Below are 24,727 nucleotides of genomic sequence, written 5' to 3'. Positions count from 1 at the left end.
GAGCGATGAACAGTGCAACTGGCCCGCAAGGCGAACGCGTATTGCCCGGCGAGCAGTTGGTCGCCTTGCTGATGCATCGCGCCGACGTGCAGCCCGACGCCTGCCTCTACACCTTCCTCGCGCCGGAAGGCGGCGCGGACGAATCCATCACGCACCGCGAGCTGGATCAGCGCGCGCGCCGCATCGCCTGCCTGCTGACGGCGCGCGGCGTGCCGCAGGCGCACCCGGTGCTGCTGCTGTTCCATCCCGGCATCGATTACATCTGCGCGTTCTTCGGCTGCCTGTATGCCGGCGCGATTCCGGTGCCGGCGTACCCGCCCACCCATGCGCGGCAGATCGGGCGCCTGCAGGCGATCGTCGACGACGCGGCCGGCCGTTTCGCGCTGACCGGCCGGGCCGAGTTCGGGCAGATCGCGGCGATGGGCGAGCGCGGCACGCCGCTGTCGGTCGAGCAGTGGCTGCTGATCGAGGACGCGCCCGCCCGCGCCGACGGCTGGCGCGCACCCGCGCTCGACGGTGCGGACATCGCGTTCCTGCAATACACCTCGGGCTCCACCGGCTCGCCGAAGGGCGTGATGGTGAGCCACGCCAACGTGCTGTGGAACCTGCGGCTGATCACCGGCTTCCTTTCGGCCGGCGCCGACGACGTGCTGGTGTTCTGGCTGCCGCCGTATCACGACTTCGGCCTGATCGGCGGCGTGCTCGGGCCGCTCGTGATCGGCTGCCGCGCCGTGCTGATGCGGCCCGCGTCGTTCCTGCTGAACCCGCTGCGCTGGCTGAAGACGATCGCGGCGTTCCGCGCCACGCTGACCGGCGCGCCGAATTTCGCCTACGACCTGTGCGTGCGCGCGATGGCGGGCCAGGATCTGTCCGGGCTCGACCTGAGCAGCCTGCGGATCGCGTTCAACGGCGCGGAGCCGATTCGTCAGGAGACCTTGACGCGTTTCACGCAGGCATTCGCGCCGTACGGCTTCCGGCCGGAAAGCTGGCTCGCCGCCTACGGGCTGGCCGAATCGACGCTGATGGTGTCGGGCCGCTGGGGCGTGACCGCCGGGGGCACGCCCGAGGCGCTGCCGTTCGAGAAGGCCGCGCTCGCGCAGGGCCGCGCCGTGCCGGCCACGCCGGACAGCGCGGTGGAAAGCCGCGTGCTCGTCAATACCGGCGCACTGCTGCCGCAACACGAGGTGGCGATCGTCTCGCCCGAGACCGGCGCGCGCTGCGCCGCCGGCGAGATCGGTGAAATCTGGGTGCATGGGCCGTGCGTGGCGCAGGGCTACTGGCGGCGCGAGGCGGCCACGCGGGACGCGTTCCACGCGCGGCCGGCCGGCGAGGCCACGTCGCCGGACTGCATGCGTACCGGCGATCTCGGTTTCGTGCGCGACGGCCAGTTGTATATCTGCGGGCGCGAGAAGGACCTGATCATCGTGCAAGGCCAGAACGTCTATCCGCAGGATATCGAGCTGGCCGCCTTTTCGAGCCATCCCACGCTGCGCCGCGACGGCGCGGTGGCGTTCTCCGTCGAGGCTGACGAGGGCGAGCGTCTCGCGATCGTGCAGGAACTCGATTTCGGCCAGCCGGTGGACCCGCTCGCCGTGCAGGCGATCGTGCCGGCCGTGATGGCGGCCACCGGCCACGCGCCCGATGTCGTGGTGCTGGTGAAGGCCGGGCGCATTCCGCGCACGTCGAGCGGCAAGGTGCGGCGGCGTCAATGCCGCGACGATCTGCTCGGGGGTGAGCTGCAGGTGGTGCATCGGTGGGAGCGGCCGCGCGGGAACGCGCGGGCGGGTGGGGTGATGGGGCTGGGCTCTGGGGTGGCCGATGTTGCGGCGGCGGCCTTGGTTGGATCGGTGGCGTCGGGTGCATCGGTTGCATCGGGTGGATCAGCGCCGTCGATTACATCGGACGCGTCGACCGCATCGGTTGGCGCGGCTGCATCGGTTGCATCCTCCGCTTCGCCTGCACCAGCGCGATCCGCAGCCGATATCGAGGCGTGGCTCTGCGCGCAGATCGCCGAGCGCGTCGGCATCGAGGCCGCGCTCATCGAGCCCGAGCAGCCGTTCGCGATGGTCGGCCTGAGCTCGGTGGTGGCCGTGCAGCTTGCCGCAGCGCTCGGCGAGTGGTTGCAGATGCCGCTCACGCCGGTGGTGTTCTGGGATTACCCCACGCCCGCGCAGTTGGCCCGCCATCTGGCCGCCGCAGGCGCGATCGCGCCGATCACCGAAACCGAAACCAACGCCCAGGCCGCCGCGCGCGATGCCGAGCCGATCGCCGTGATCGGCATCGGCTGCCGCTTCCCCGGCGCGAGCGATACGCAAGCGTTCTGGCAACTGATCGACGCGGGGCACGACGGCATCCGCGAGATTCCCGCCGCGCGCCTCGCCGCGCGCACCTTCGACCTGAAGCCCGACCATCTCGCGCCGACCCGCTGGGGCGGCTTTCTCGACGAGGTCGATCGCTTCGACGCGTCGTTCTTCGGCATCTCGCCGCTCGAAGCGCAGCGCATGGACCCGCAGCAGCGCCTGCTGCTGGAAACGGCCTGGCACGCGTTCGAGGACGCCGGCATCGCGCCCGCCAGCGTGGCCGGCACGCAAACCGGCGTGTTCGTGGGCATCTCGACGCACGACTACGACGGCTTTCAGGCACAGGACGGCGACGGTCTCAACGTCTATGCGGCAACCGGCAGCGCGGCGAGCATCGCGGCGAACCGGCTCTCGTATTTCCTCGATGCGAACGGCCCGAGCCTCGCGATCGACACCGCCTGCTCGTCGTCGCTGGTGGCGGTGCACCATGCGTGCGCGAGCCTGCGTCGCGGCGAATCCACGCTGGCGCTGGCCGGCGGCGTGAACCTGATCCTGTCGTCCGATTCGGGCCGGCCGTTCGCGCAGGGCGGCATGCTGTCGCCCACCGGACACTGCCGCGCCTTCGACGCCGAGGCGAACGGCTACGTGCGCGGCGAAGGCTGCGGCGTGGTGGTGCTCAAGCGGCTGGCCGACGCGCTGCGCGACGGCGACCCGGTGCGTGCCGTGATCGCCGGCTCCGCGATGATGCAGGACGGCCGCAGCAACGGCCTGGTCGCCCCGAACGGGCAGGCGCAGGCACGGCTGATCCGCCGCGCGTTCGACGCGGCGGGCGTCGCGCCGAACCAGGTCGGCTATGTGGAGGCGCACGGCACCGGCACGGTGCTCGGCGACCCGATCGAACTGAACGCGCTGAAGGGCGTGTTCGGCAGCGCACGCTGCCGGGTGGGTTCGGTCAAGTCGCAGATCGGGCATCTGGAGGCCGCGGCCGGCATCGCCGGGCTGATCAAGGCGGTGCTCGCGCTGGAGCACGGCGTGGTGCCGGCGCAGCGCCATTACCGCGCGCCGAATCCGCATTGCCCGCTCGATGGCACCGGCCTGTCGATTCCGACCGAACGTCAGACGTGGACGAGCGGGCCGGGCGAGCGTCGTCATGCCGGTGTCAGCTCGTTTGGGTTCGGCGGCACGCTGTGCCATGTGGTGCTGGCCGAGGCGCCGGGGTTCGATCGAGCGGATGCCGGGGCCGATGCCGATGGTGCTGATGGTGCCGACGGCGAGCCGCAATTGCTGCTGCTGTCGGCCCACTCCGAGCCGGCGCTGGCGGCGGTCTCGGCGCGGCTCGGCGGCGCGTTGCGCGAGCCGCCGCGGGACGCGCTGGCGGACATCGCGCGCGGCCTGCGCCGGTCGCGGCAGGCGCTGAACTGGCGCCGTGCGCTGGTGTGCGCGGATCGCGAGCAGGCGATCGCCGCGCTCGAACCACCGCTGCGCGACGCCCGGCAGGTGCGCGGCGTGGCCGCGCCGGTCGCGTTCCTGTTTCCCGGCCAGGGCGCGCAGCGCCTGCGCATGGGGCAGACGCTGTACCGCTCGCACGCGGCGTTTCGCGCGCACGTCGAAGCCGGCGCGCAGCGCCTTCGCGAGATCGCGGGCCTCGATCTCCTGAGCGCCCTGTATCCGCTCGATCCGGCCGGCGACGCCACCGCCACGGCCGCGCTGACGGCCACGGCGCTCGCGCAGCCGGCACTGTTCGTGATCGAGCACGCGCTCGCGCGAACGCTGCTCGACGCGGGCGTGCAACCCGTGGCGATGCTCGGCCACAGCCTCGGCGAATACGTGGCCGCCACGCTGGCCGGCGTGTTCTCGCTCGACGACGCGCTCGGGCTGGTCGCCGCGCGCGGCGCGCTGATGCAGGCGCAGCCGGCCGGCGCGATGCTCGGCGTCGCGACCGGCGAGGCCGCGCTGCGGCCCTGGCTCGACGAACCGGTGTCGCTGGCCGCCGTCAATGCGCCCGAGCGCTGCGTGGCGGCGGGGCCGGAGGCGGCCGTCGCCGCGCTCGAACGGCGGCTCGGCGAGGCCGGCGTGTCGTGCCGCCGCCTGGCGGTGTCGCATGCGTTCCACTCCGCGATGATGGCCCCCGCCGCGCCGGCCTTCGCCGAACGGCTGGCGCGCGTCGCCTTGCACGCGCCCCGGCTGCCGTTCGTCTCGAACCTCACCGGCACGTGGATCACGGCGGCCGAGGCCACCGATCCCGCCTATTGGGTGCGCCATCTGCTCGAACCGGTGCGCTTCGCCGACGGCCTGGCCACGGTGCGAGCGAGCGGGGCGCGCCTCGTGCTCGAACTCGGCCCCGGCCAGACGCTGTGCTCGCTCGCGCGCCTGCAGGCCACGGGCGACCACGCCGCCTCGATGGAATGCTGGCCGGCGCTCGACCGCGACGCCGCCGACGCGCAGTCCGACGCAGCGTGGCTGCGCATGCTCGGCGCGCTGTGGACCTCGGGGCACACGCTCGACGAATCGCTGTTCGGCGCGGCGCGCGGGCGCCGGGCGGCGCTGCCGGCCTATCCGTTTCAGGGCGAGCGGCACTGGGTGTCGCTGCCGGCCGCGCCCATCGTTCCCGTCGTTCCCGCTGTTTCCGCTGTTTCCGCTGCGCCGGCCCTGCTGGCCGTTGCGTCCGCCGATGCGGCACACCTTTCCCCCTTGCCGAGACGCCCATCATGACTTCCGGTACGCAGGCCCTCGCCGGGCGCAGGGACGAGATCGAAGGCGCGCTGCGCGCGCTGGTTGCCTCGTCGCTGCGCAGTCGCCCCGAACAGGTCGATCCGCATGCGCCGCTGCTCGAACTCGGCGCGGATTCGCTGGTGCTGGTCCAGGTGATCCGCACCATCGAGCAGCGCTACGGCGTCACGCTGTCGGTGCGGCAACTGTTCGAGGAACTGACGACCATCGCGGCGATCGCCGGCTATCTGGCCGAGCACAGCGCGCCGCCGGTGCAGGCGGTGCCGGTGATACCGGTGGTGCTGGCGACGGCCGCTCCGGCGACGGGCGAGGCGGGCGGGCAACCGGTGGTCGTAGCCTCGCCCGTGGCGACTCACGGCGCGCTGCCCGCTGCGGTGGCGGCCTCGGCTGCCTTGCTGCCGCCCGCCGAGGCCATCGCTTCGGCGTCGGCGCTGGAGCGCGTGATCCGCGAGCAACTGTCGAGCTTCGAGCGCATGACGCAATCGCAGCTTGCCGCACTGAGCGGCGTGGGTGCGGCTACGAGTGCAAACCTCGCGCAGCCCGAGCCGCTGTTTGCGCCCGCGACGCAGGCCCCGGCAGCCACCGCGCCCGTCGCGGCGCAAGCCTCCGTGACAGCACAAGCCTCGGCCGCAGCGCAGGCTCCCGTTGCAGCGCAGCTCGCTGCCGCCGCACAAGCCCCCGTTGCAGCACAGGCCGCTGCCGCCGCACAAGCCCCCGTTGCAGCACAGGCCGCTGCCGCACCGCAAGCCCCCGTCGCGGCACAGGCCGCTGCCGCACCACAAGCCCACGTCGCGGCGCAGGCCCCCGTCGCAACGCAGGCCTCTGCTGCCGCACAAGCCTCGTTCACGGCGCACGCCTCAGTCGCACCGATACCGGCCGCCAATCATCCGTTCGTGCCTTATCAACCGGCCGCCGTCACGCTCAAGAGCGACCTGAACGGCAATCTGACGCCGCGTCAGCGCGCGTTCCTCGACCGCTTCATCGACGCCTACATCGCCCGCACACGCGGCTCGAAGGAGCGCGCGGCGCGGTCCCGCCCGGTGCTGGCCGACAATCGCGCGTCGGCCGGCTTCCGCTTCTCGGTGAAGGAGCTGCTGTATCCGATCGTCAGCGAGCGCTCGGACGGCGCCACCGTGTGGGACGTCGACGGCAACGCCTACCTCGACCTGACGATGGGCTTCGGGGTGAACCTGTTCGGACACCGGCCCGACTTCATCGAACGCGCCCTGGAGCAGCAGTTGCGCACCGGCTTCGAACTCGGGCCGCAGGCCGTGCTGGCGGGCGAGGTGGCCGAGCTCGTGCATCAACTCACCGGCATGGAGCGCGTGACGTTCACGAACTCGGGCACCGAGGCGGTGACGCTGTCGCTGCGTCTCGCGCGCACCGTCACGCGGCGCAACAAGATCGCGATCTTCGCCGGCTCGTTCCACGGCTGGGGCGACGACACGCTGGCCGAGGCCGACCCGCGCGGCGGCAGCGTGGCGCTCGCGCCCGGCGTCCAGCCCGGGGCCGCGGCCCACACGCTGGTGCTCGATTACGGCACCGACGCGGCGCTGGAGGCGATCCGCCGGCACGCGGGCGAGCTGGCCGCGGTACTGGTGGAACCGATCCAGAGCCGCCGTCCGGATTTTCATCCGCGCGAATTCCTGCACGCGCTGCGCGCGCTGACGCGCGAGCACGGCATCGCGCTGATCTTCGACGAGATGATTTCCGGTTTCCGCCTGCATCCGGGCGGCGCGCAGGCGTGGTACGACGTGCGCGCGGACATCGTCACCTACGGCAAGGTGGTGGGCGGCGGCATGCCGGCCGGCATCGTGGCCGGGGCCGCGCAGTTCCTCGATGCGGTGGATGGCGGCCAGTGGCGCTACGGCGACCGCTCGTTCCCGCAGCACACCACCACCTTCTTCGCCGGCACGTTCTGCAAGCATCCGCTGATGCTGGCCGCCGCGCGCGCCGTGCTGCTCAAGCTGATCGACGCCGGCCCGGCGCTGCAGACGCAACTCAACGCGCGCACCGCGCAACTGGCCGCGCGGCTGAACCGGATCTTCACCGACGCGCACGCGCCGATCCACGTCGTGCATGCCGGTTCGCTGTTCCGCTTCGTGGCTTCGCAGAACGTCGATCTGCTGTTCTATCAGTTGCTGTTTCGCGGCCTGTATATCTGGGAAGGCCGCAACATGTTCCTGTCCACCGCGCATACCGATGCGGACCTGGCGCGCGTGGAGGAGGCCGTGCGTCAAAGCGTGCAGGCGCTGCGCGAAGGCGGCTTCCTTCCGGGCGCGACACCGCCCGACGGTCCCGGCGGCACCGACGGCGGCGGCCCGGGCGAAAAGCGGGCCGTGCCCGAGGCCGCCGAGCCGGCCGTCATGGCGGCTGCCGCCACGGTGGCCACGGCGTTCGGAAGCACGTCCGTCGTCGCGGCCCGGACCGGCGACGGTGACGCCGCGCCCGCCGAGCCAGTCGTAACGGCTGCCACCGCGTTCAGAAACACGTCGGCCATCGCGGCCCGAACCGGCGACAGCGAGGCCGCGTCCGCCACCGCGTTCAGAAGCACGTCCGCCGTCGCGGCCCGAACCGACTCCAACTCCGATGCCGACGAGACCACGCCCGCCACGAACCTCGCGCCGATGCATTTCAGCCTGTCGTTCTTCGGCCACTACGACGCCGGTTACGACGCCGGCAAGTACGACCTGCTGATGGATGCCGCGCGCTACGCCGACACGCACGGCTTCCACGCGCTGTGGGTGCCCGAGCGGCATTTCCACGCGTTCGGCGGCCTGTCGCCGAACCCGGCCGTGCTGGCGGCGGCGCTGGCGCGCGAAACCACCTCGATCCGCTTGCGCGCCGGCAGCGTGGTGCTGCCGCTGCACCATCCGATGCGTGTGGCCGAGGAATGGTCGGTGGTCGACAACCTCTCGAACGGGCGCGTGGGCATCGCCTGCGCATCGGGTTGGCATCCGAACGATTTCGTGTTCGCGCCCGAGGCGTTCGGGCAGCACCGCGAGCTGATGTTCGAGCGGCTGACACAGGTGAAATCGCTCTGGTGCGGCGAGGCGATGCGCGCGCGCGACGGCTCGGGCAAGGACATCGACGTCTCGCTTTACCCGATGCCGCGCCAGGCCGACTTGCCGGTGTGGATCACCATCGTCAACAACGCGGACACCTATCGCCGCGCCGGCGAGGCCGGCGCGGGCGTGCTGACCAACCTGATGGGGCAGAGCATCGACGAGCTGCGCGAGAACCTGCGCATCTACCGCGACGCCCTGCGGCAACACGGCCACGACGCGAGCGCGGGCCACGTGACGGTGCTGCTGCATACCTTCGTCGGCGACGATCTGGCGGCGGCACGCGAGGCCGCGCGCCAGCCGTTCATCCGCTACCTCGAAACCTCGATCGGGCTGTTCCAGAACATGGCCCGCAGCCTCGGCATGAACATCGACGTGCAGTCGCTGAGCGCGGAAGATCGCGGCTATCTGCTCGATGTCGCCTACGACCGCTACGTGAAGTCGAGCGCGCTGATCGGCACGCCCGAAAGCTGCGAGCCGATCGTGGCGCGCCTGCGCGAGATCGGCGTCGATGAAATCGGCTGCTTCGTCGATTTCGGCGTGGCGGCCGGCGCGGTGATGGCGGCCATGCCGCATCTGGACGCGCTGCGGCAGCGTTGCGCGGTGGCCGACGCGACGCCTGCCGGCGCGACGGAAAGCTTTCCGCTCAGCGAGGCCCAGCAGGGGATCTGGTTCGAATGCCAGCTCGACCGCGAGACGGCGCTCGGCTACCACGCCGTCACGGTGCTGCGCCTGAGCGGCGCGCCCGACGTGGCGGCCCTGCGCGACGCGCTGGCCACGCTGGTGGCGCGCCACGCGGCGCTGCGCACCGTGTTCGACGCCGACGGCGCGCGCCAGCACACGCTCGCCTCGGCGCCGGTCGAGCTGGGGCACGTGACACTCGCCGATTCGGGCGACGGCGTGGAAGCCGCCGCCGAGCGCTGGCTGCACGAGAACAATCATCGGCGTCTCGACCCGGTCAGCGGCCCGCTGATGCGTTGCGACCTGCTGACGCTCGGCCCGTTCGAACACCGGCTCGTGCTGACGTTTCACCATCTCGTGATGGATGGCCTGTCGCAGGAGGTGCTGTTGCAGGAGCTGGCCGAGTGCTACGGCGCGCGCCGCGAGGGGCGCGCGGCCGTGCTGCCCGCTGCCGTGCCGTTTTCGGCCTACGTGGCCGAGCACCGGGCCTATGCGCGCAGCGCGCAGTTCGCGCTGGACGAGGCGTATTGGCTCGGCCGCTTCGCCGGCGAATTGCCGCCGGCACTGCTGCCGCCCGGCACCGGGCCGATGCCCGCGCGGCCGGGCAGCCGCGCCGCCGTGCACACGGTGCATCTCGACGGCGAGCGCTACGCGCGGCTCGTCGCGGCCAGCCGCCGCCTCGGCGCCACGATGACGATGACGGTCGGCGCGTGCCTCGCGGTGCTGCTGCATCGCCTGACCGGCCAGCCCGACCTCGTGATCGGCATGCCGATGATCGCCGGGCGTCCCGAGATCGGCGACGCGCACCTCGTCGGCTATGCGTTGAACCTGGTGCCGGTGCGTTTCGAATGGCGCGGGCAGCCCGATTTCGCGCGGTATCTGGCGGGCGTCAAGCGGCAGTTGATCGACGCCTACGAGCACTCGCGCTATCCGTTCGGGCAGTTGCTGCGCAAGCTCGGCCTGCGCTACGAATCGCGTCGGCGCGCGCTGGCGCCCGTCATGTTCAACCTGAACCGGTCGCTGGCGGCCCCCGAACTCGAGGGGCTGGACAGCGAACTCCTGAGCGGGCCGGTGGATTTCAGCGCGCACGAACTGATGATCGACGCGATCCAGTTGCCGGAGCGCCTCGAACTGCGCATCCAGTACGGCGTGGACCTGTTCGTCGCGCAGGACATCGCGCAGATGGCCGAGCGCTTCGTGCGGCTGCTGGAAGCCGTGGCGGACGATCCGGCCGTGCGTATCGGGGCCTTGCCGATGTTGGCGGACAGCGAGCGGCGGCAGGTCCTGCACGACTGGAACGACACGGCAATGGCTTACGCGCCGTCGCTGGGCGTGCACGGGGCGTTCGAGGCGCAGGTGGCCCGCACGCCCGAGGCGGTCGCGGTGCGGTTCGAGAATCAGGCGTTGACGTATGCGCAACTCGATGCGCGGGCGAATCGTCTGGCGCATCGGCTGGTCGAGCTTGGCGTGGGTCGCGAGGTCGTCGTTGGCGTGTGCCTGCATCGCGGCATCGATCTGCTGGCCGCGTTGCTGGCCGTGATGAAGGCGGGCGCGGCGTATCTGCCTCTGGACCCGGCGTTTCCGGCCGAGCGGCTGACGATGATGCTGGAGGACGCGCAACCGGCGCTGGTGCTGACGCATGACGGCTTGCTGGCTGATCACGACAAGCGGCTCGATCTGGGCGAATGGCCGGCGGGGTCCTCGCAATTCGACAGCGTTCGGCTTGATGGCAGCGGCGGCGAACTGGCTTACGTGCTGTACACGTCCGGTTCGACAGGGCGGCCGAAGGGCGTGCAGGTCACGCAGCGAAACGTGATGAACCTGCTGGCGTCGATGCAGCGCGATCTGCCGTTGCAGGCGCACGACCGGCTGTTGAGCGTGACGACGCTGTCGTTCGACATCGCCGCGTTGGAACTGTATCTGCCACTGATCAGTGGCGCATGCGTGGTGATTGCATCGCGAGAAACGGCGCAGGAACCGTCGCGTCTGGCGCGGGAGATCGAATCGCAGCGCATCACCGCGATGCAGGCCACGCCATCCACCTGGCGCATGCTGGCCGATCACGGCTGGCAACCGAAGCCGGGGTTCATGGTGTTGAGCGGCGGTGAAGCGCTGCCGCGCGATCTGGCGGAATCCTTGCTGCAAACGGTGCCGTCGCTGGTCAATCTGTACGGGCCGACGGAAACCACGATCTGGTCGACGTTCTCGCGTCTGGCCCACCACGACGAAGGCATTACGCGCATCGACATCGGGCGGCCGATCGCCAACACGCAGGTCCACGTCCTCGACGACGCACTGGAACTGGTGCCGGCCGGCGTGGCCGGCGAACTGTTCATCGCGGGCGACGGCGTGGCGCGCGGCTACCGAGGCCGCCCGGACCTCACGGCCGAACGCTTCGTACCGAACCCGTATGGCGCGCCCGGCAGCCGCATGTACCGCACCGGCGACCGCGTACGCTGGCTGCCGCACGGCGAGCTGGACTATCTCGGCCGGATCGACCAACAGGTGAAGCTGCGCGGCTTCCGCATCGAATTGGGCGAGATCGAAGCCGCGCTGCGTAAGCAGCCCGAAGTGCGCGACGCGGCGGTGACGATCCGCGAGGATCAACCGGGCCAACCGCGTCTGGTGGCCTATGCAGTGGCAACGCACGGCCACGAGCCGACGAGCACGCCGGAACTGCGTCAAGCGCTGTCGCGCACGCTGCCGGACTACATGATCCCGTCGCAACTTGTATGGCTGGACGCCTTGCCGCTGACGCCGAACGGCAAGCTCGACCGCCGGGCCTTGCCCGCGCCGGACGCCCCGCAAGGCGATACCGAATACGTCGCCCCGCGCACGGAAACCGAGCAGGCCTTGAGCGCGATCTGGTCGGACATCCTCAAGATCGACCGCGTCGGCCTCCACGACAACTTCTTCGACCTCGGCGGCCAGTCGCTGCTGGCCGTGCAACTGGCGTCACGCATCCGCAGCCGGTTGGGCGTGGAAATCCCGTTGTCCGAACTGTTTGCCCATCCGACGCTGGGCCAATTCGCGCAAGCGGTGGAGCACGCGAATGCCAGCGCGCTGCCGCCGATCGTGGCGCGCGGCGCGAATCCGACCGCGCCGCTGTCGTTCGCGCAGCAGCGGCTGTGGTTCCTCGATCAACTCGACAAGCGCGCCAGCGCCGCCTATCACATCCCGGCAGGCGTGCGCCTGAGCGGCGCGCTCGATCTCGACGCGCTGCACCGGGCCTTGAATCGCATCGTCGAACGGCATGCGGTACTGCGCACGCGCTTCGTGCTGGTGGAGGGCGAGGCGGTGCAGCACATCGACGCCCACGCGCCGTTCGCGTTGACGGTGCTCGATCCGGTCGGCTCGTCGGAGCGCGACGTGCTGCGTCATGCGCGGGACGAAGCGGCCGAGCCGTTCGATCTGGCCTCGGGGCCGCTGGTGCGCGGCCGGCTGCTGAAGCTCGGCGAGCGGGAGCATGTGCTGCTGGTGACGATGCATCACATCGTCAGCGACGGCTGGTCGATGGGCGTGCTGATCCGCGAGTTCGGCGCGCTGTACCGCGCGTTCGCCGAAGGGCGAGACGATCCGCTGACGCCGCTGGCGATCCAGTATGGCGATTACGCCGCGTGGCAACGTCGTTGGCTGGCGGGCGACGCGTTGCAGACGCAACTGGCGTACTGGCGCACCACGCTGCAAGGCGCGCCGGAGCTGACCACGCTGCCGCTCGATCGCGCCCGGCCCGCCGTGCAGGATTACGCCGGCGACAGCATCAACGTGACGCTCGACGCGCCGCTCAGTGCGAAGCTCAAGGCGCTGGCTCGGCGGCAAGGCACGACGGTGTTCAACGTGGTGCTGGCGGCGTGGGCCGCACTGGCCGGCCGTTTGTCCGGCCAGGACGACGTGGTGATCGGCACGCCGGTGGCGAACCGCACGCGCTCGGAGGTCGAGCCGCTGATCGGCTTCTTCGTCAATACGCTGGCGTTGCGCATCGATCTGTCGGGCCGGCCTTCCGTGAACGAACTGCTCGAGCGCGTGCACGACACGACGCTGGCCGCGCAAAGCCATCAGGACGTGCCGTTCGATCAGGTGATCGAGGCGGTCAACCCGTCACGCTCGCTGGCGCATGCGCCGTTGTTCCAGTTGCTGCTGGTCTGGCAGAACAACGTGCAGGACGATCTCGATCTCGGCACGGTGACGCTCGACGGCATCGACGCGACACAGGCCCCCGCGCAGTTCGACATGTCGCTGGAACTCGGTGAATCCGGCGCATGCATCGCGGGCAACGTGACGTTCGCAACGTCGCTGTTCGAGCGGGCGAGCGTGGAGCGGTATCTCGGCTATTTCACGGCGTTGCTCGACGGCATGGCGGCCGATGCCGATCAGCCGATACTGCAATTGAAGATGCTGCCGGAAGCGGAACGCCGGCAGGTGATGCTCGGCTGGAACGATACGGCGATGGCCTGCGAGCGCTCGCAGAGCGTGCACGGGATGTTCGAGGCGCAGGTGGCACGTACGCCCGATGCGGTGGCAGTGCGATTCGAGGACGAGGCGCTGACGTATGCGCAACTGAACGCGCGCGCGAATCGGCTGGCGGATCATTTGGTGACGCGTGGCGTCGGCCCAGACGTGATGGTCGGCATCTGCATGCGCAGAGGCATCGATCTGTTGGCGGCGTTGCTCGGTGTCATGAAGGCGGGCGGCGGTTACTTGCCGCTGGACCCGGCGTTCCCGGCCGAGCGGCTGGCGATGATGCTCGAAGACGCGCAACCGGCGTTCGTGCTGACGAACGAGGGTTTGCTGCCCGACCACGCAAAACGTTTGGACCTGAGCGAATGGCCGGCCGGCAATAGCGATTTCCGGCGCGATGCACGGCCCGATGGCGATCAGATCGCCTACATCCTTTACACGTCGGGTTCGACCGGCCGGCCGAAGGGTGTGCAAGTCACCCAGCACGGCATGCTGAACATCCTCATGTCCTTGCAGCGCGATCTGAAGGTGGAAGCGCAGGACCGGCTATTGAGTGTGTCGACGCTGTCGTTCGATATCGCCGCGCTGGAACTGTGCCTGCCGTTGTTCAGCGGTGCGTGTGTGGTGATCGCGTCGAGAGAAACGGCGCTCGATCCGTCGAGGCTGACTCAAGCGCTCGCATCCCGTGAAATCACGGCGATGCAAGCCACACCCTCGACGTGGCGGATGTTGATGGACTTCGGTTGGAAACCGGCCAAGGATTTCCTGCTGATCAGCACCGGGGAGGCCTTGCCGCGCGATTTGGCGGAGCAATTGCTGCAATCGGTGGCGTCGGTCGTGAACCTTTACGGCCCGACCGAAACCACGATGTATTCGACGATCTCGCGCGTATTCCCGAGCGAGCACGGCATACGCATCGACATCGGCCGCCCGGTGGCGAACACGCAGGCGCACATCCTCGACGAAGCGCTGGAACTTGTACCGATCGGGGTAGCGGGCGAATTGTTCCTCGCAGGCGCAGGCGTATCGCGCGGCTACCGTGATCGTCCGGACCTCACAGCCGAACGCTTCGTGCCGAACCCGTACGGCGAACCTGGAACCCGCATGTACCGCACCGGCGATCTGGTGCGCTGGCTCCCGCACGGCGAACTCGAATATCTGGGCCGCATCGACCAGCAAGTGAAGCTGCGCGGCTTCCGCATCGAACTCGGTGAAATCGAAGCCACGCTGCGCAGCCTGCCCGAAATCCGCGACGCGGCGGCGATGGTGCGCGAGGATCAGCCGGGCCACAAACGCCTCGTGGGCTACGTCGTAGCGGCCGAAGGCCACGCGCCGACCGGCACGCAAGCCTTGCGGCAAGCGCTGTCGCGCACGTTGCCCGACTACATGGTCCCGTCGCAACTGATGTGGCTGGACGCCTTGCCCCAAACCCCGAACGGCAAGCTCGACCGTCGCGCGCTGCCCAAGCCCGAAGCGCTGCAAGGCGAAACCGGCTACGTCGCCCCGCGCACCGAAACCGAGCAGGCATTGAGCGCGATCTGGCAGGACATCCTGAAGCTCGACCGCGTGGGCATCCACGACAACTTCTTCGAACTCGGCGGCCATTCGCTGCTGGCCGTGCAACTGGCGGCGGCGATCCGCAATCGGCTCGGCATCGAGATCACGCTGGCCGCGCTGTTCGCCGCGCCGACCATCGCCGCGCTGGTCGAGGCGGCGGCTGCGGCCAATGCCCCGGCCGATGCCGCGATCGCGCCACCGAACCGGATCACCGAAACCACCACCCGCATCACGCCGGACCTGCTGACGCTGATCGACCTGAGCCAGCACGACATCGATACGGTGACGCGGCGCGTGCCGGGCGGTGCGGCGAACATCGCCGACATCTATCCGCTCACGCCGTTGCAGGAAGGCATCCTGTTCCATCACCTGATGAATCGCGACGGCGACGCCTACCTGTTGTCGATGCAGGTGTCGCTGGACACGCAGGCGCATGCCGAGCGGTTCGTCGCCGCGCTGCACGAGGTGGTCGGCCGTCACGACATCCTGCGCAGCGCCGTGCTCTGGGAAGGGCTGCCGCAACCGGTGCAGGTGGTGCAACGCCACGTCGCCATCGAGGTGGAGCGTCCCGCGCCCGAGGCCGGAGCCACCGACATCGCCGCCTGGCTGCGCCATCGCTACGACCCGCATCATTACCGCCTCGATATCCGCGATGCGCCGCTGCTGCGCGTCGCGATCGTCGAGGACGCTGGCAACCAGCGCTGGCTGATGCAACTGCTGTCGCATCACCTGATCGCGGATCACACCTCGCTCGAACTCGTGATCGGCGAGATTCGGCAGATCGTGCAGGGCGCGTCCGACCGTCTGCCGCCGCCGGTCGCGTTCCGCGACTTCGTCGCGCGATCGGTCGCCGGGCGCGGCGACGCCGCCCACGAAGCGTTCTTCACCGAGATGCTGGCGCCGCTCACGCAGCCGAGCGCGCCGTATGGCCTGCTGAACGTGCGCGGCGACGGCGCGGACCTCGACGAGGCCACGCTCGAACTCGGCGCGGCGCTGTCCGGGCGCTTGCGCCAGCAGGCGCGCGGCCTCGGCGTGAGCGTGGCGAGCGTGATGCATCTGGCGTGGGCGCGCGTGCTGGCCGCGGCGTGCGGGCATCGGGACGTGGTGTTCGGCACCGTGCTGCTCGGCCGCACGCAAGGCGGCGCCGGGGTGGAGCGGGCGATGGGCATGCTGATGAACACCTTGCCGGTGCGGTTCCATGTCGGCGCGCTGAACGTGCGCGACGCCGTGCGGCAGGCGCAGGCCACGCTGGCCGGGCTGCTGCGTCACGAGCACGCCTCGCTCGCGCTCGCGCTGCGCGCCAGCCCGCTCGGCGCCGGCACGCCGCTGTTCTCGTCGCTGCTCAACTATCGCCATACCGATGCGGTGGCGGAGCGCGGCGAGGCGGCGTGGGGCGGCTTCCGGCAATTGGCGTTCAAGGAACGCACGCATTACCCGGTCGGCATGATGGTGGACGACCTCGGCCGCGATTTCCGTCTGACGGCGCAGATCGGCGGCGACGTGAAGCCGGACGCCGTGTGCATGGCCATGCACACGGTGCTGGAAAACCTCGTTGCCGCGCTCGAAACCACGCCGGCGCTCGCACTCGACGCGGTTCGCGTCATGCCGGAAGCCGAGCGCGCGCAGGTGCTGCACGGCTGGAACGACACGGCGATGGCGTGCGAGCGCTCGCAGAGCGTGCACGGGATGTTCGAGGCGCAGGCGGCGCGGACGCCCGATGCGGTGGCGGTGCGGTTCGACGACGACGTGCTGACGTATGCGCAATTGAACGCGCGGGCGAATCGGCTGGCCGATCATTTGGTGACGCGTGGCGTCGGCCCGGACGTGATGGTCGGCATCTGCATGCATCGCGGTATCGATCTGTTGGCGGCGCTGCTCGGTGTCATGAAGGCGGGAGGCGGTTATTTGCCGCTGGACCCGGCGTTTCCGGCCGAGCGGCTGGCGATGATGCTCGATGACGCTCACCCGGCGCTGGTGCTGACGAACGATGGCTTGCTGGCCGACCATGAAGGACGGTTGGACCTGAGCGAATGGCCGGCCGGCGACGAAGATTTCCGCGTGGAAACACGGCCCGACGGCGACCAGATCGCCTACATCCTGTACACGTCCGGTTCGACCGGCCGGCCGAAGGGCGTTCAGGTCACGCAGCACGGGATGCTGAACATCTTGCTGTCCTTGCAGCGCGATCTGAAGCTGGAAGCGCAGGACCGGCTGTTGAGCGTGTCGACGCTGTCGTTCGATATCGCCACGCTGGAACTGTGCCTGCCGTTGTTCAGCGGTGCCTGCGTGGTGATCGCTTCACGCGAAACGGCGCTTGATCCGTCGAAACTGTCTCAGGCGCTCGAATCCCGTGAAATCACGGCGATGCAAGCCACGCCCTCGACGTGGCGGATGTTGATGGATTTCGGCTGGACGCCGAGCCAGGATTTCCTGCTGATCAGCACCGGCGAAGCCTTGCCGCGCGACTTGGCCGAACAACTGCTGCAATCGGTGGCCTCGGTCGTCAATCTGTACGGCCCGACCGAAACCACGATGTATTCAACGATCTCGCGCGTATTCCCGAGCGAGCACGGCGTTCGCATCGATATCGGTCGCCCGGTGGCAAATACGCAGGCGCACATCCTCGATGAAGCGCTGGAACTCGTACCGATCGGGGTAGCGGGCGAATTGTTCCTGGCAGGCGCGGGCGTATCGCGTGGCTACCGCGACCGTCCGGACCTCACAGCCGAACGCTTCGTGCCGAACCCTTACGGCGAACCCGGAACCCGCATGTATCGCACTGGCGATCTGGTCCGCTGGCTGCCACATGGCGAACTCGAATATCTCGGCCGCATTGACCAACAAGTGAAATTGCGCGGCTTCCGCATCGAGTTGGGCGAAATCGAAGCGACGCTACGCAGCCTCCCCGAAGTGCGCGATGCGGCAGCGATGGTCCGCGAGGACCAACCGGGCCACAAGCGCCTCGTGGGCTACGTCGTAGCGGCCGAAGGCCAAACGCCAACCGGCACGCAAGCGTTGCGGCAAGCCCTGTCGCGCACGCTGCCCGACTACATGGTCCCGTCCCAACTGATCTGGCTGGACGCCTTGCCGCAAACCCCGAACGGCAAGCTCGACCGCCGCGCGCTGCCGACACCGGACGCGTTGCAAGCCGAATCGGAGTACGTCGCCCCGCGCACCCTGACCGAGCAGGCGCTCGGCGACATCTGGCGCGACATCCTGAAGCTCGATCGCGTGGGCGTCCACGACAACTTCTTCGAACTCGGCGGCCATTCGCTGCTGGCCGTGCAGGTGGCGTCCGCCGTGCGCAGCCGGCTCGGCATCGAAGTGCCGCTGGCCGAGCTGTTCGCGCATCCGACGCTGGCGCTGTTCGCCTCGGCCATGGAACACGCGAGCGCGAGCAGCCTGCCGCCGATCGCCGTGCGCGACACGCGCGAGGCGGCCCCGCTGTCGTTCGCGCAGCAACGGCTGTGGTTCCTCGACCAGCTCGACAGGCAAGCGGGCGCGGCCTATCACATCCCGGTGGGCGTGCACCTCGGCGGCGAACTGCATGCCGACGCGCTGCACCAGGCGCTGAACCGCATCGTCGAACGCCACGAAGTGCTGCGCACCCGCTTCGCGGTGGTGAACGGCGAACCCGTGCAGCGCATCGACGCGCCCGCCCGGTTCGCGCTGACCACCCACGACCTCGCCACGCAAGCCGACCCGCAATACGACGTGCAACGGCATGTCGATCAGGAAGCCGCCGAGCCGTTCGACCTGGCGAGCGGCCCGCTGGTGCGCGGCCGCCTGCTGCGCCTGAGCGAGCACGAGCATGTGCTGCTGGTGACGATGCATCACATCGTCAGCGACGGCTGGTCGATCGACCTGCTGGTGCGCGAGTTCGGCGCGCTGTATCGGGCGTTCGCCGAAGGGCGGGACGATCCGCTGGCGCCGCTGGCGATCCAGTACGGCGATTACGCCGCGTGGCAGCGCCACTGGCTCGCGGACGACGTGCTGCAACGGCAAGTGGCGTATTGGAAAGCGACACTGCAAGGCGCGCCGGAACTGACCACGCTGCCGCCCGATCATGCGCGTCCGGCCGTGAAGGACTACGCGGGCGACAGCGTCGCGGTGACGCTCGACGCCCGCCTGAGCGCGCGGATCAAGACGCTGGCCCGGCAGCAGGGCACGACGGTATTCAACGTGGTGCTGGCCGCCTGGGCCGCGCTGGCCGGGCGGATGTCGGGGCAAGACGACGTGGTGATCGGCACGCCGGTGGCGAACCGCACGCGCTCGGAAGTCGAGCCGCTGATCGGCTTCTTCGTCAACACGCTGGCGCTGCGCATCGATCTGTCGGGCCGGCCGGACGTGGGCGAACTCGTCGCCCGTGTGCACGCGGCGACGCTGGCCGCGCAAAGCCATCAGGACGTGCCGTTCGATCAGGTGATCGAGGCGGTCAATCCGTCGCGCTCGATGGCGCATGCGCCGCTGTTTCAATTGATGCTGGCCTGGCAGAACACGGCCCGGGCCGATCTCGACCTCGGCGGCGTGACGTTGCGAAGCATCGGGCGGCGCCAAGCCCCGGCGCAGTTCGACATGACGCTGGAACTCGGCGAATCGGACGACGGCATCGCGGGCAGCCTGACGTACGCCACCTCGCTCTACACGCGAGCCGGCGCAGAGCGCGTGCTGCGCTACTTCACGACGCTGCTCGACGGCATGGTGGCGAACGCCGCGCAGCCGATCGCGCGCCTGCGCCTGCTCGACGACGCCGAACAGGCGCAACTCCTGGCCGCGCACGGCGGCCTGCGCCACCTCGAACCGGCCGAGCCGGCCATCCACGCGCGCTTCGAGGCGCAGGCCGCGCGCACGCCGCAAGCGATCGCCCTGAGCGACGACGGCCGGCACCTGAGCTACGGCGAACTGAACGCGCAGGCGAACCGCGTGGCGCATCGCCTGCGCGCACTCGGCGTGGGGCCGGACGTGCTGGTCGGCCTGTTCGCCGAACGCTCGATCGGCATGCTGGTGGGCCTGCTCGGCATCCTGAAGGCCGGCGGCGCCTATCTGCCGCTCGATCCGGCCTACCCCGGCGAGCGGCTGGCCAGCATGCTCGACGATGCGCGCCCGGCGGCACTGGTCACGGATTCGCGCCTAAGCGGCGCGCTGCCGGCCCGCGCGCTGCCGGTCGTGTGCGTCGATGCCGGGCTCGATGCCGAGCCTGACCACGATCCCGCGCCGTGCGTCGTGGCCGACAACCTGGCCTACGTGATCTACACCTCGGGCTCCACCGGCAAGCCGAAGGGCTCGCTGCACTCGCACCGGAACGTGCTGCGCCTGTTCGACGCCACGCAGCCCTGGTTCGGCTTCGGCGCCGACGACGTCGGCGCGCTGTTCCATTCGTTCGCGTTCGACTTCTCGGTCTGGGAGATCTGGGCCGCGCTGCTGTACGGCGGCCGGCTCGCGATCGTGCCGTACGCCGTGTCGCGCTCGCCGCAAGCGCTGCACGCGCTGCTGCTGCGCGAGGGCGTGACGGTGCTGAACCAGACGCCGTCCGCGTTCCAGTCGCTGATTCCGGTGGTGCTCGAGCAGGGCCCGCTGCCGGCCTTGCGGGCCGTGGTGTTCGGCGGCGAGGCGCTCAATCGCGATGCGCTCGAACCGTGGATCGCGCGGCACGGCTACGCCATGCCGCAGCTCGTCAACATGTACGGCATCACCGAAACCTCGGTGCACGTCACGTATGCGCCGCTGTCGGCTGACGCGCGCGTGCGCAGCGCCGTCGGCGTGCCGATCCCCGATCTGGCGGCCTACGTGCTCGATGCCGACGGGCAACCGGTGCCGGCCGGCGTGACGGGCGAACTGTTCGTGGCGGGCGGCGGCGTGGGGCGCGGCTACCACGGCCGCGCGGCCCTGAGCGCCGAGCGCTTCGTGCCGGACCCGTTCGGCGCGCCGGGCAGCCGCATGTACCGCACCGGCGATCTGGCGCGGTGGCTGCCGCACGGCGAGCTCGACTACCTGGGGCGGATCGATCATCAGGTCAAGATTCGCGGCTTCCGCATCGAACCGGGCGAGATCGAGGCGGCGCTGCTCGCGCTGCCCGAGGTGCGCGACGCCACCGTGACGGTGCACCACGACGCGCACGGCCACCCGAGCCTGGTCGGCTATCTGGTCGCGAAGGACACGCAGGCGCAGGTGCAGCCGGCGGCGCCGGCGCTGCGCGAGGCGCTGGCCGCGTCGCTGCCGGACTACATGGTGCCGTCGCGGTGGGTCTGGCTCGATGCCTTGCCGCTCACGCCGAACGGCAAACTGGACCGCCGCGCGCTGCCGGCGCCGGGCGCGATCGCAAGCACGGCCGACTACGTCGCGCCGCGCACATCCACCGAGCAGGTACTGGCGCGGCTCTGGTCCGAGGTGCTCGGCGTCGAGCGGGTGGGCCTGCACGACAATTTCTTCGATCTCGGCGGCCATTCGCTGCTGGCCGTGCGCCTGACGGCCGCGGTGCGCCGCGAACTCGGCGTGGAAGTGCCACTGGCCGAACTGTTCGCGCATCCGGTGCTCGGCCGGTTCGCCAACGTGGTGGCACAGGCCGATGCGAGCACGCTGCCGCCGATCGCACCGCGCGACTCGGGCGACATGAGCGACATGAGCGACATGAGCGACATGAGCGACATGAGCGACATGAGCGACATGAGCGACATGAGCGACATGAGCGAGCCGGCCCCGCTGTCGTTCGCGCAGCAGCGGCTGTGGTTCCTCGACCAGTTGGACCGGCGCGCGAGCGTGGCCTATCACCTGCCGATCGGCCTGCGCCTGAGCGGTGTGCTCGACGTCGCGTCGCTGCAGCGCGCGCTCGACCGCATCGTCGAGCGGCACGAAGCGCTGCGCACACGCTTCGACCTGGTGGACGGCGAGCCGGTGCAGCACATCGATGCGCCCGCGCGCTTCGCGCTGGCCACGCACGACCTGAGCACGCTGGCGGCCCCCGAGCGCGAGGCCTCATGGCATGCCGAGGCCGCAGCCGTGGCGGGCGAGCCGTTCGATCTGGCGGCCGGCCCGCTGGTGCGCGGCAGCCTGCTGAGGCTGGGCGAGCACGAGCATGTGCTGCTGATCACGATGCATCACATCGTCAGCGACGGCGGCTCGATGGGCGTGCTGATGCACGAGCTTGGCGCGCTGTACGCCGCGTTCGTCGAGGGGCGCGCCGATCCGCTGCCGCCGCTCGCGCTGCAATACGCCGATTACGCCGCCTGGCAGCGCCGCTGGCTCGCGGGCGAGGTGCTGCAGCAACAGCGCGCGTACTGGCAATCGGCCCTGCGCGGCGGGCCGGAGCAGACCACGCTGCCGCTCGACCGGGCGCGTCCGGCCGTGCAGGACTACACCGGCGACAGCCTCGACGTGACGCTCGCCCCGGCGCTCGGCGCGCAGGTCCGGGCGCTGGCGCGCCGGCACGGCACCACCGTGTTCAACGTGGTGCTGGCCGCGTGGGCGGCGCTGGCGGGCCGCCTGTCGGGCCAGCACGACGTGGTGATCGGCACGCCGGTGGCGAACCGGATGCGCGCCGAGGCCGAGCCGCTGATCGGCTTCTTCGTCAACACGCTGGCGCTGCGCATCGACCTGTCGGGCCGGCCGACCGTGGGCGCGCTGCTCAAGCGCGTGCACGACACGACGCTGGCCGCGCAGGCCCACCAGGATCTGCCGTTCGATCAGGTGATCGAGGCCGTGAACCCGCCGCGCTCGATGGCGCACGCGCCGCTGTTCCAGTTGATGCTGGCCTGGCGCAACGACGCGCCGCTGCCGGCGCGACTGGGCGGCGTGGCGCTGGAAAGCCTGCCGGCCGCGCAGGTGCCGGCGCAATTCGACGCCACGCTGGAACTGGGCGACGACGGCACCACGATCGCCGGCCGCCTGACGTTCGCCGCGTCGCTGTTCGAACGCGCCAGCATGGCGCGCACCCTCGGTTATTTCGAGGCGCTGCTGACGGCGATGGTGGCCGATGCGGACCGCCCGGTGCCGCAATTGACCTTGTTGCCGGACATGGAGCGACAGCAGGTGCTGGCGCGCGGAACCGGCGCCCGCGTGGCGCGCGACCCGGCGCAGAGCGTGCACGGGCTGTTCGAGGCCCAGGCGCGCCGCGCGCCCGATGCAGTGGCGCTGGTCGGCGCGGACGGCGTGCTGACCTATGCGGAACTGAACGCGCGCGCCAACCGGCTGGCCCGTCATCTGGCAGCACACGGCGTCGGCCCGGAGGCGAGGGTGGCGCTGTGCCTGGAGCGCGGCGTGGCGATGGTGGTGGCCTTGCTGGCGGTATTGAAGGCCGGTGGCGCCTACGTGCCGCTCGACCCGCGCCTGCCGGCCGAACGGCTCGCACGGATGTTGCACGACTGCGAACCGGCCGCCGTGCTGGCCGATCAGGCGACGCTCGCGCGCCTGCCTGATGCACTGCACGGCGCGCTGGCGCTCGACGGCCCGCATGCGCCCGATCTGTCCGGCCTCGACGCGCACGACCTGCTGCTGCCCGTGCACGCCGAGCAGGCCGTCTACTGCCTCTACACGTCCGGCTCCACCGGCCAGCCGAAGGGCGTGATCAACACGCACGCGGCGGTGGTGAACCGGCTGCTGTGGATGCAGGACGCCGGCCAGCTCGACGCGCACGACGTGGTGCTGCAAAAGACGCCGTACGCGTTCGACGTATCCGTCTGGGAATTCTTCTGGCCGCTGCTGGCAGGCGCGCGGCTCGCGATGGCGCGCCCCGACGGCCACAAGGACCCGCATTACCTGGCGCGCTGCCTGGTGGACGAGGCGGTATCGACGTTGCACTTCGTGCCGTCGATGCTGCAGGCGTTCCTCGATGCGGAGCCCGCGCTCGACGGCCACGTCGTGCGGCAGATCTTCTTCAGCGGCGAGGCCATGCCCGCGGCGCTGCTGACGCGCTGCCAGGCGCGCTTCCCGGGCACGGCGCTCTACAACCTGTACGGCCCGACCGAGGCGGCGGTGGATGTCACGGCGTGGCGCTGCCCGCCGGGTTTCGACGGCGAGACGGTGCCGCTCGGCGCGGCGATCGACAACGTCACGGTGCAGGTGCTTGACGACGCGTTCGAGCCGGTGCCGGCCGGCGTGGCCGGCCAGATCGCGATCGGCGGCGTGGCGCTCGCACGCGGCTACCTGAACCGCCCCGATCTCACCGCCCAGCAGTTCGTGCCGGACCCGTTCGGCGCAGCGGGTGCGCGTCTGTACCTGACGGGCGATCTCGGCCGCCGCACCGCCGACGGCGCGCTCGACTACCTCGGCCGCATCGATCACCAGGTCAAGCTGCGCGGGCTGCGGATCGAACTCGGCGAGATCGAGGCCGCGCTGCGCGCGCTGCCGGAGGTGCGCGACGCGGTGGCGACAGTGCACGGCGCGGGCGGTGCGGACCCGCGCCTGGTCGGCTACGTGGTGGCGGCGCAAGCGCACGAAGCCGGCAACCCGCAGGCGCTGCGCGACGCGCTGGCGGCCGTGCTGCCCGACTACATGGTGCCGGCCCAACTGATCCGGCTCGACGCGCTGCCGCTCACGCCGAATGGCAAGCTCGATCGCCGCGCGCTGCCCGCGCCCGGCGCGCTCGCGAGCACGGCCGGCTACGTCGCGCCGCGCACCGCCACCGAGCGCGCGCTCGGCGAGATCTGGGCGGAGGTGCTGCAAGTCGAGCGGGTGGGCATCCACGACAACTTCTTCGAGCTCGGCGGCCATTCGCTGCAATTGATCCGGCTGCATCGGCGGCTCGTGCCGCTCGCGGCGCAGCCGGTGTCGGTGGTGGACCTGTTCCAGTACCCGACCATCTCGCAGCTCGCCGGCCTGCTGCACGCGGAGCAGGGCGAGGCGCAATCGCGCATCCGGCACCAGGTCGATGCGGCCGCCCGGCGCGGCGAACGGCGGCGGCGGCGGTTTGCCGCGCCGGCGGTGCGGGAGAAGGTCGATTGA

At 70.4% G+C, this 24,727-nt stretch carries 2 protein-coding genes; both read left to right on the top strand.

Annotated features, from left to right (window positions below; all coding sequences use genetic code 11):
- Positions 1-5: 5 nt before the first annotated feature.
- Positions 6-5,012 carry a beta-ketoacyl synthase N-terminal-like domain-containing protein gene (locus AB4851_RS25850; protein WP_414449356.1) on the top strand — a complete coding sequence of 1,669 codons (5,007 nt, stop codon included), beginning with the start codon at positions 6-8 and terminating at the stop codon, positions 5,010-5,012.
- The gene (locus AB4851_RS25845; RefSeq protein WP_414449355.1) at positions 5,009-24,727 is read left to right on the top strand and encodes a non-ribosomal peptide synthase/polyketide synthase; all 19,719 of its coding nucleotides are present in this window, start codon (positions 5,009-5,011) and stop codon (positions 24,725-24,727) included. The genes AB4851_RS25850 and AB4851_RS25845 overlap by 4 nt, the downstream gene beginning before the upstream one ends.

Source organism: Burkholderia sp. 22PA0099 (genome assembly GCF_047497165.1).
In the GTDB taxonomy this organism is placed as follows: Bacteria; Pseudomonadota; Gammaproteobacteria; order Burkholderiales; family Burkholderiaceae; genus Burkholderia.
This window is presented reverse-complemented; position numbering and strand designations above follow the sequence as displayed.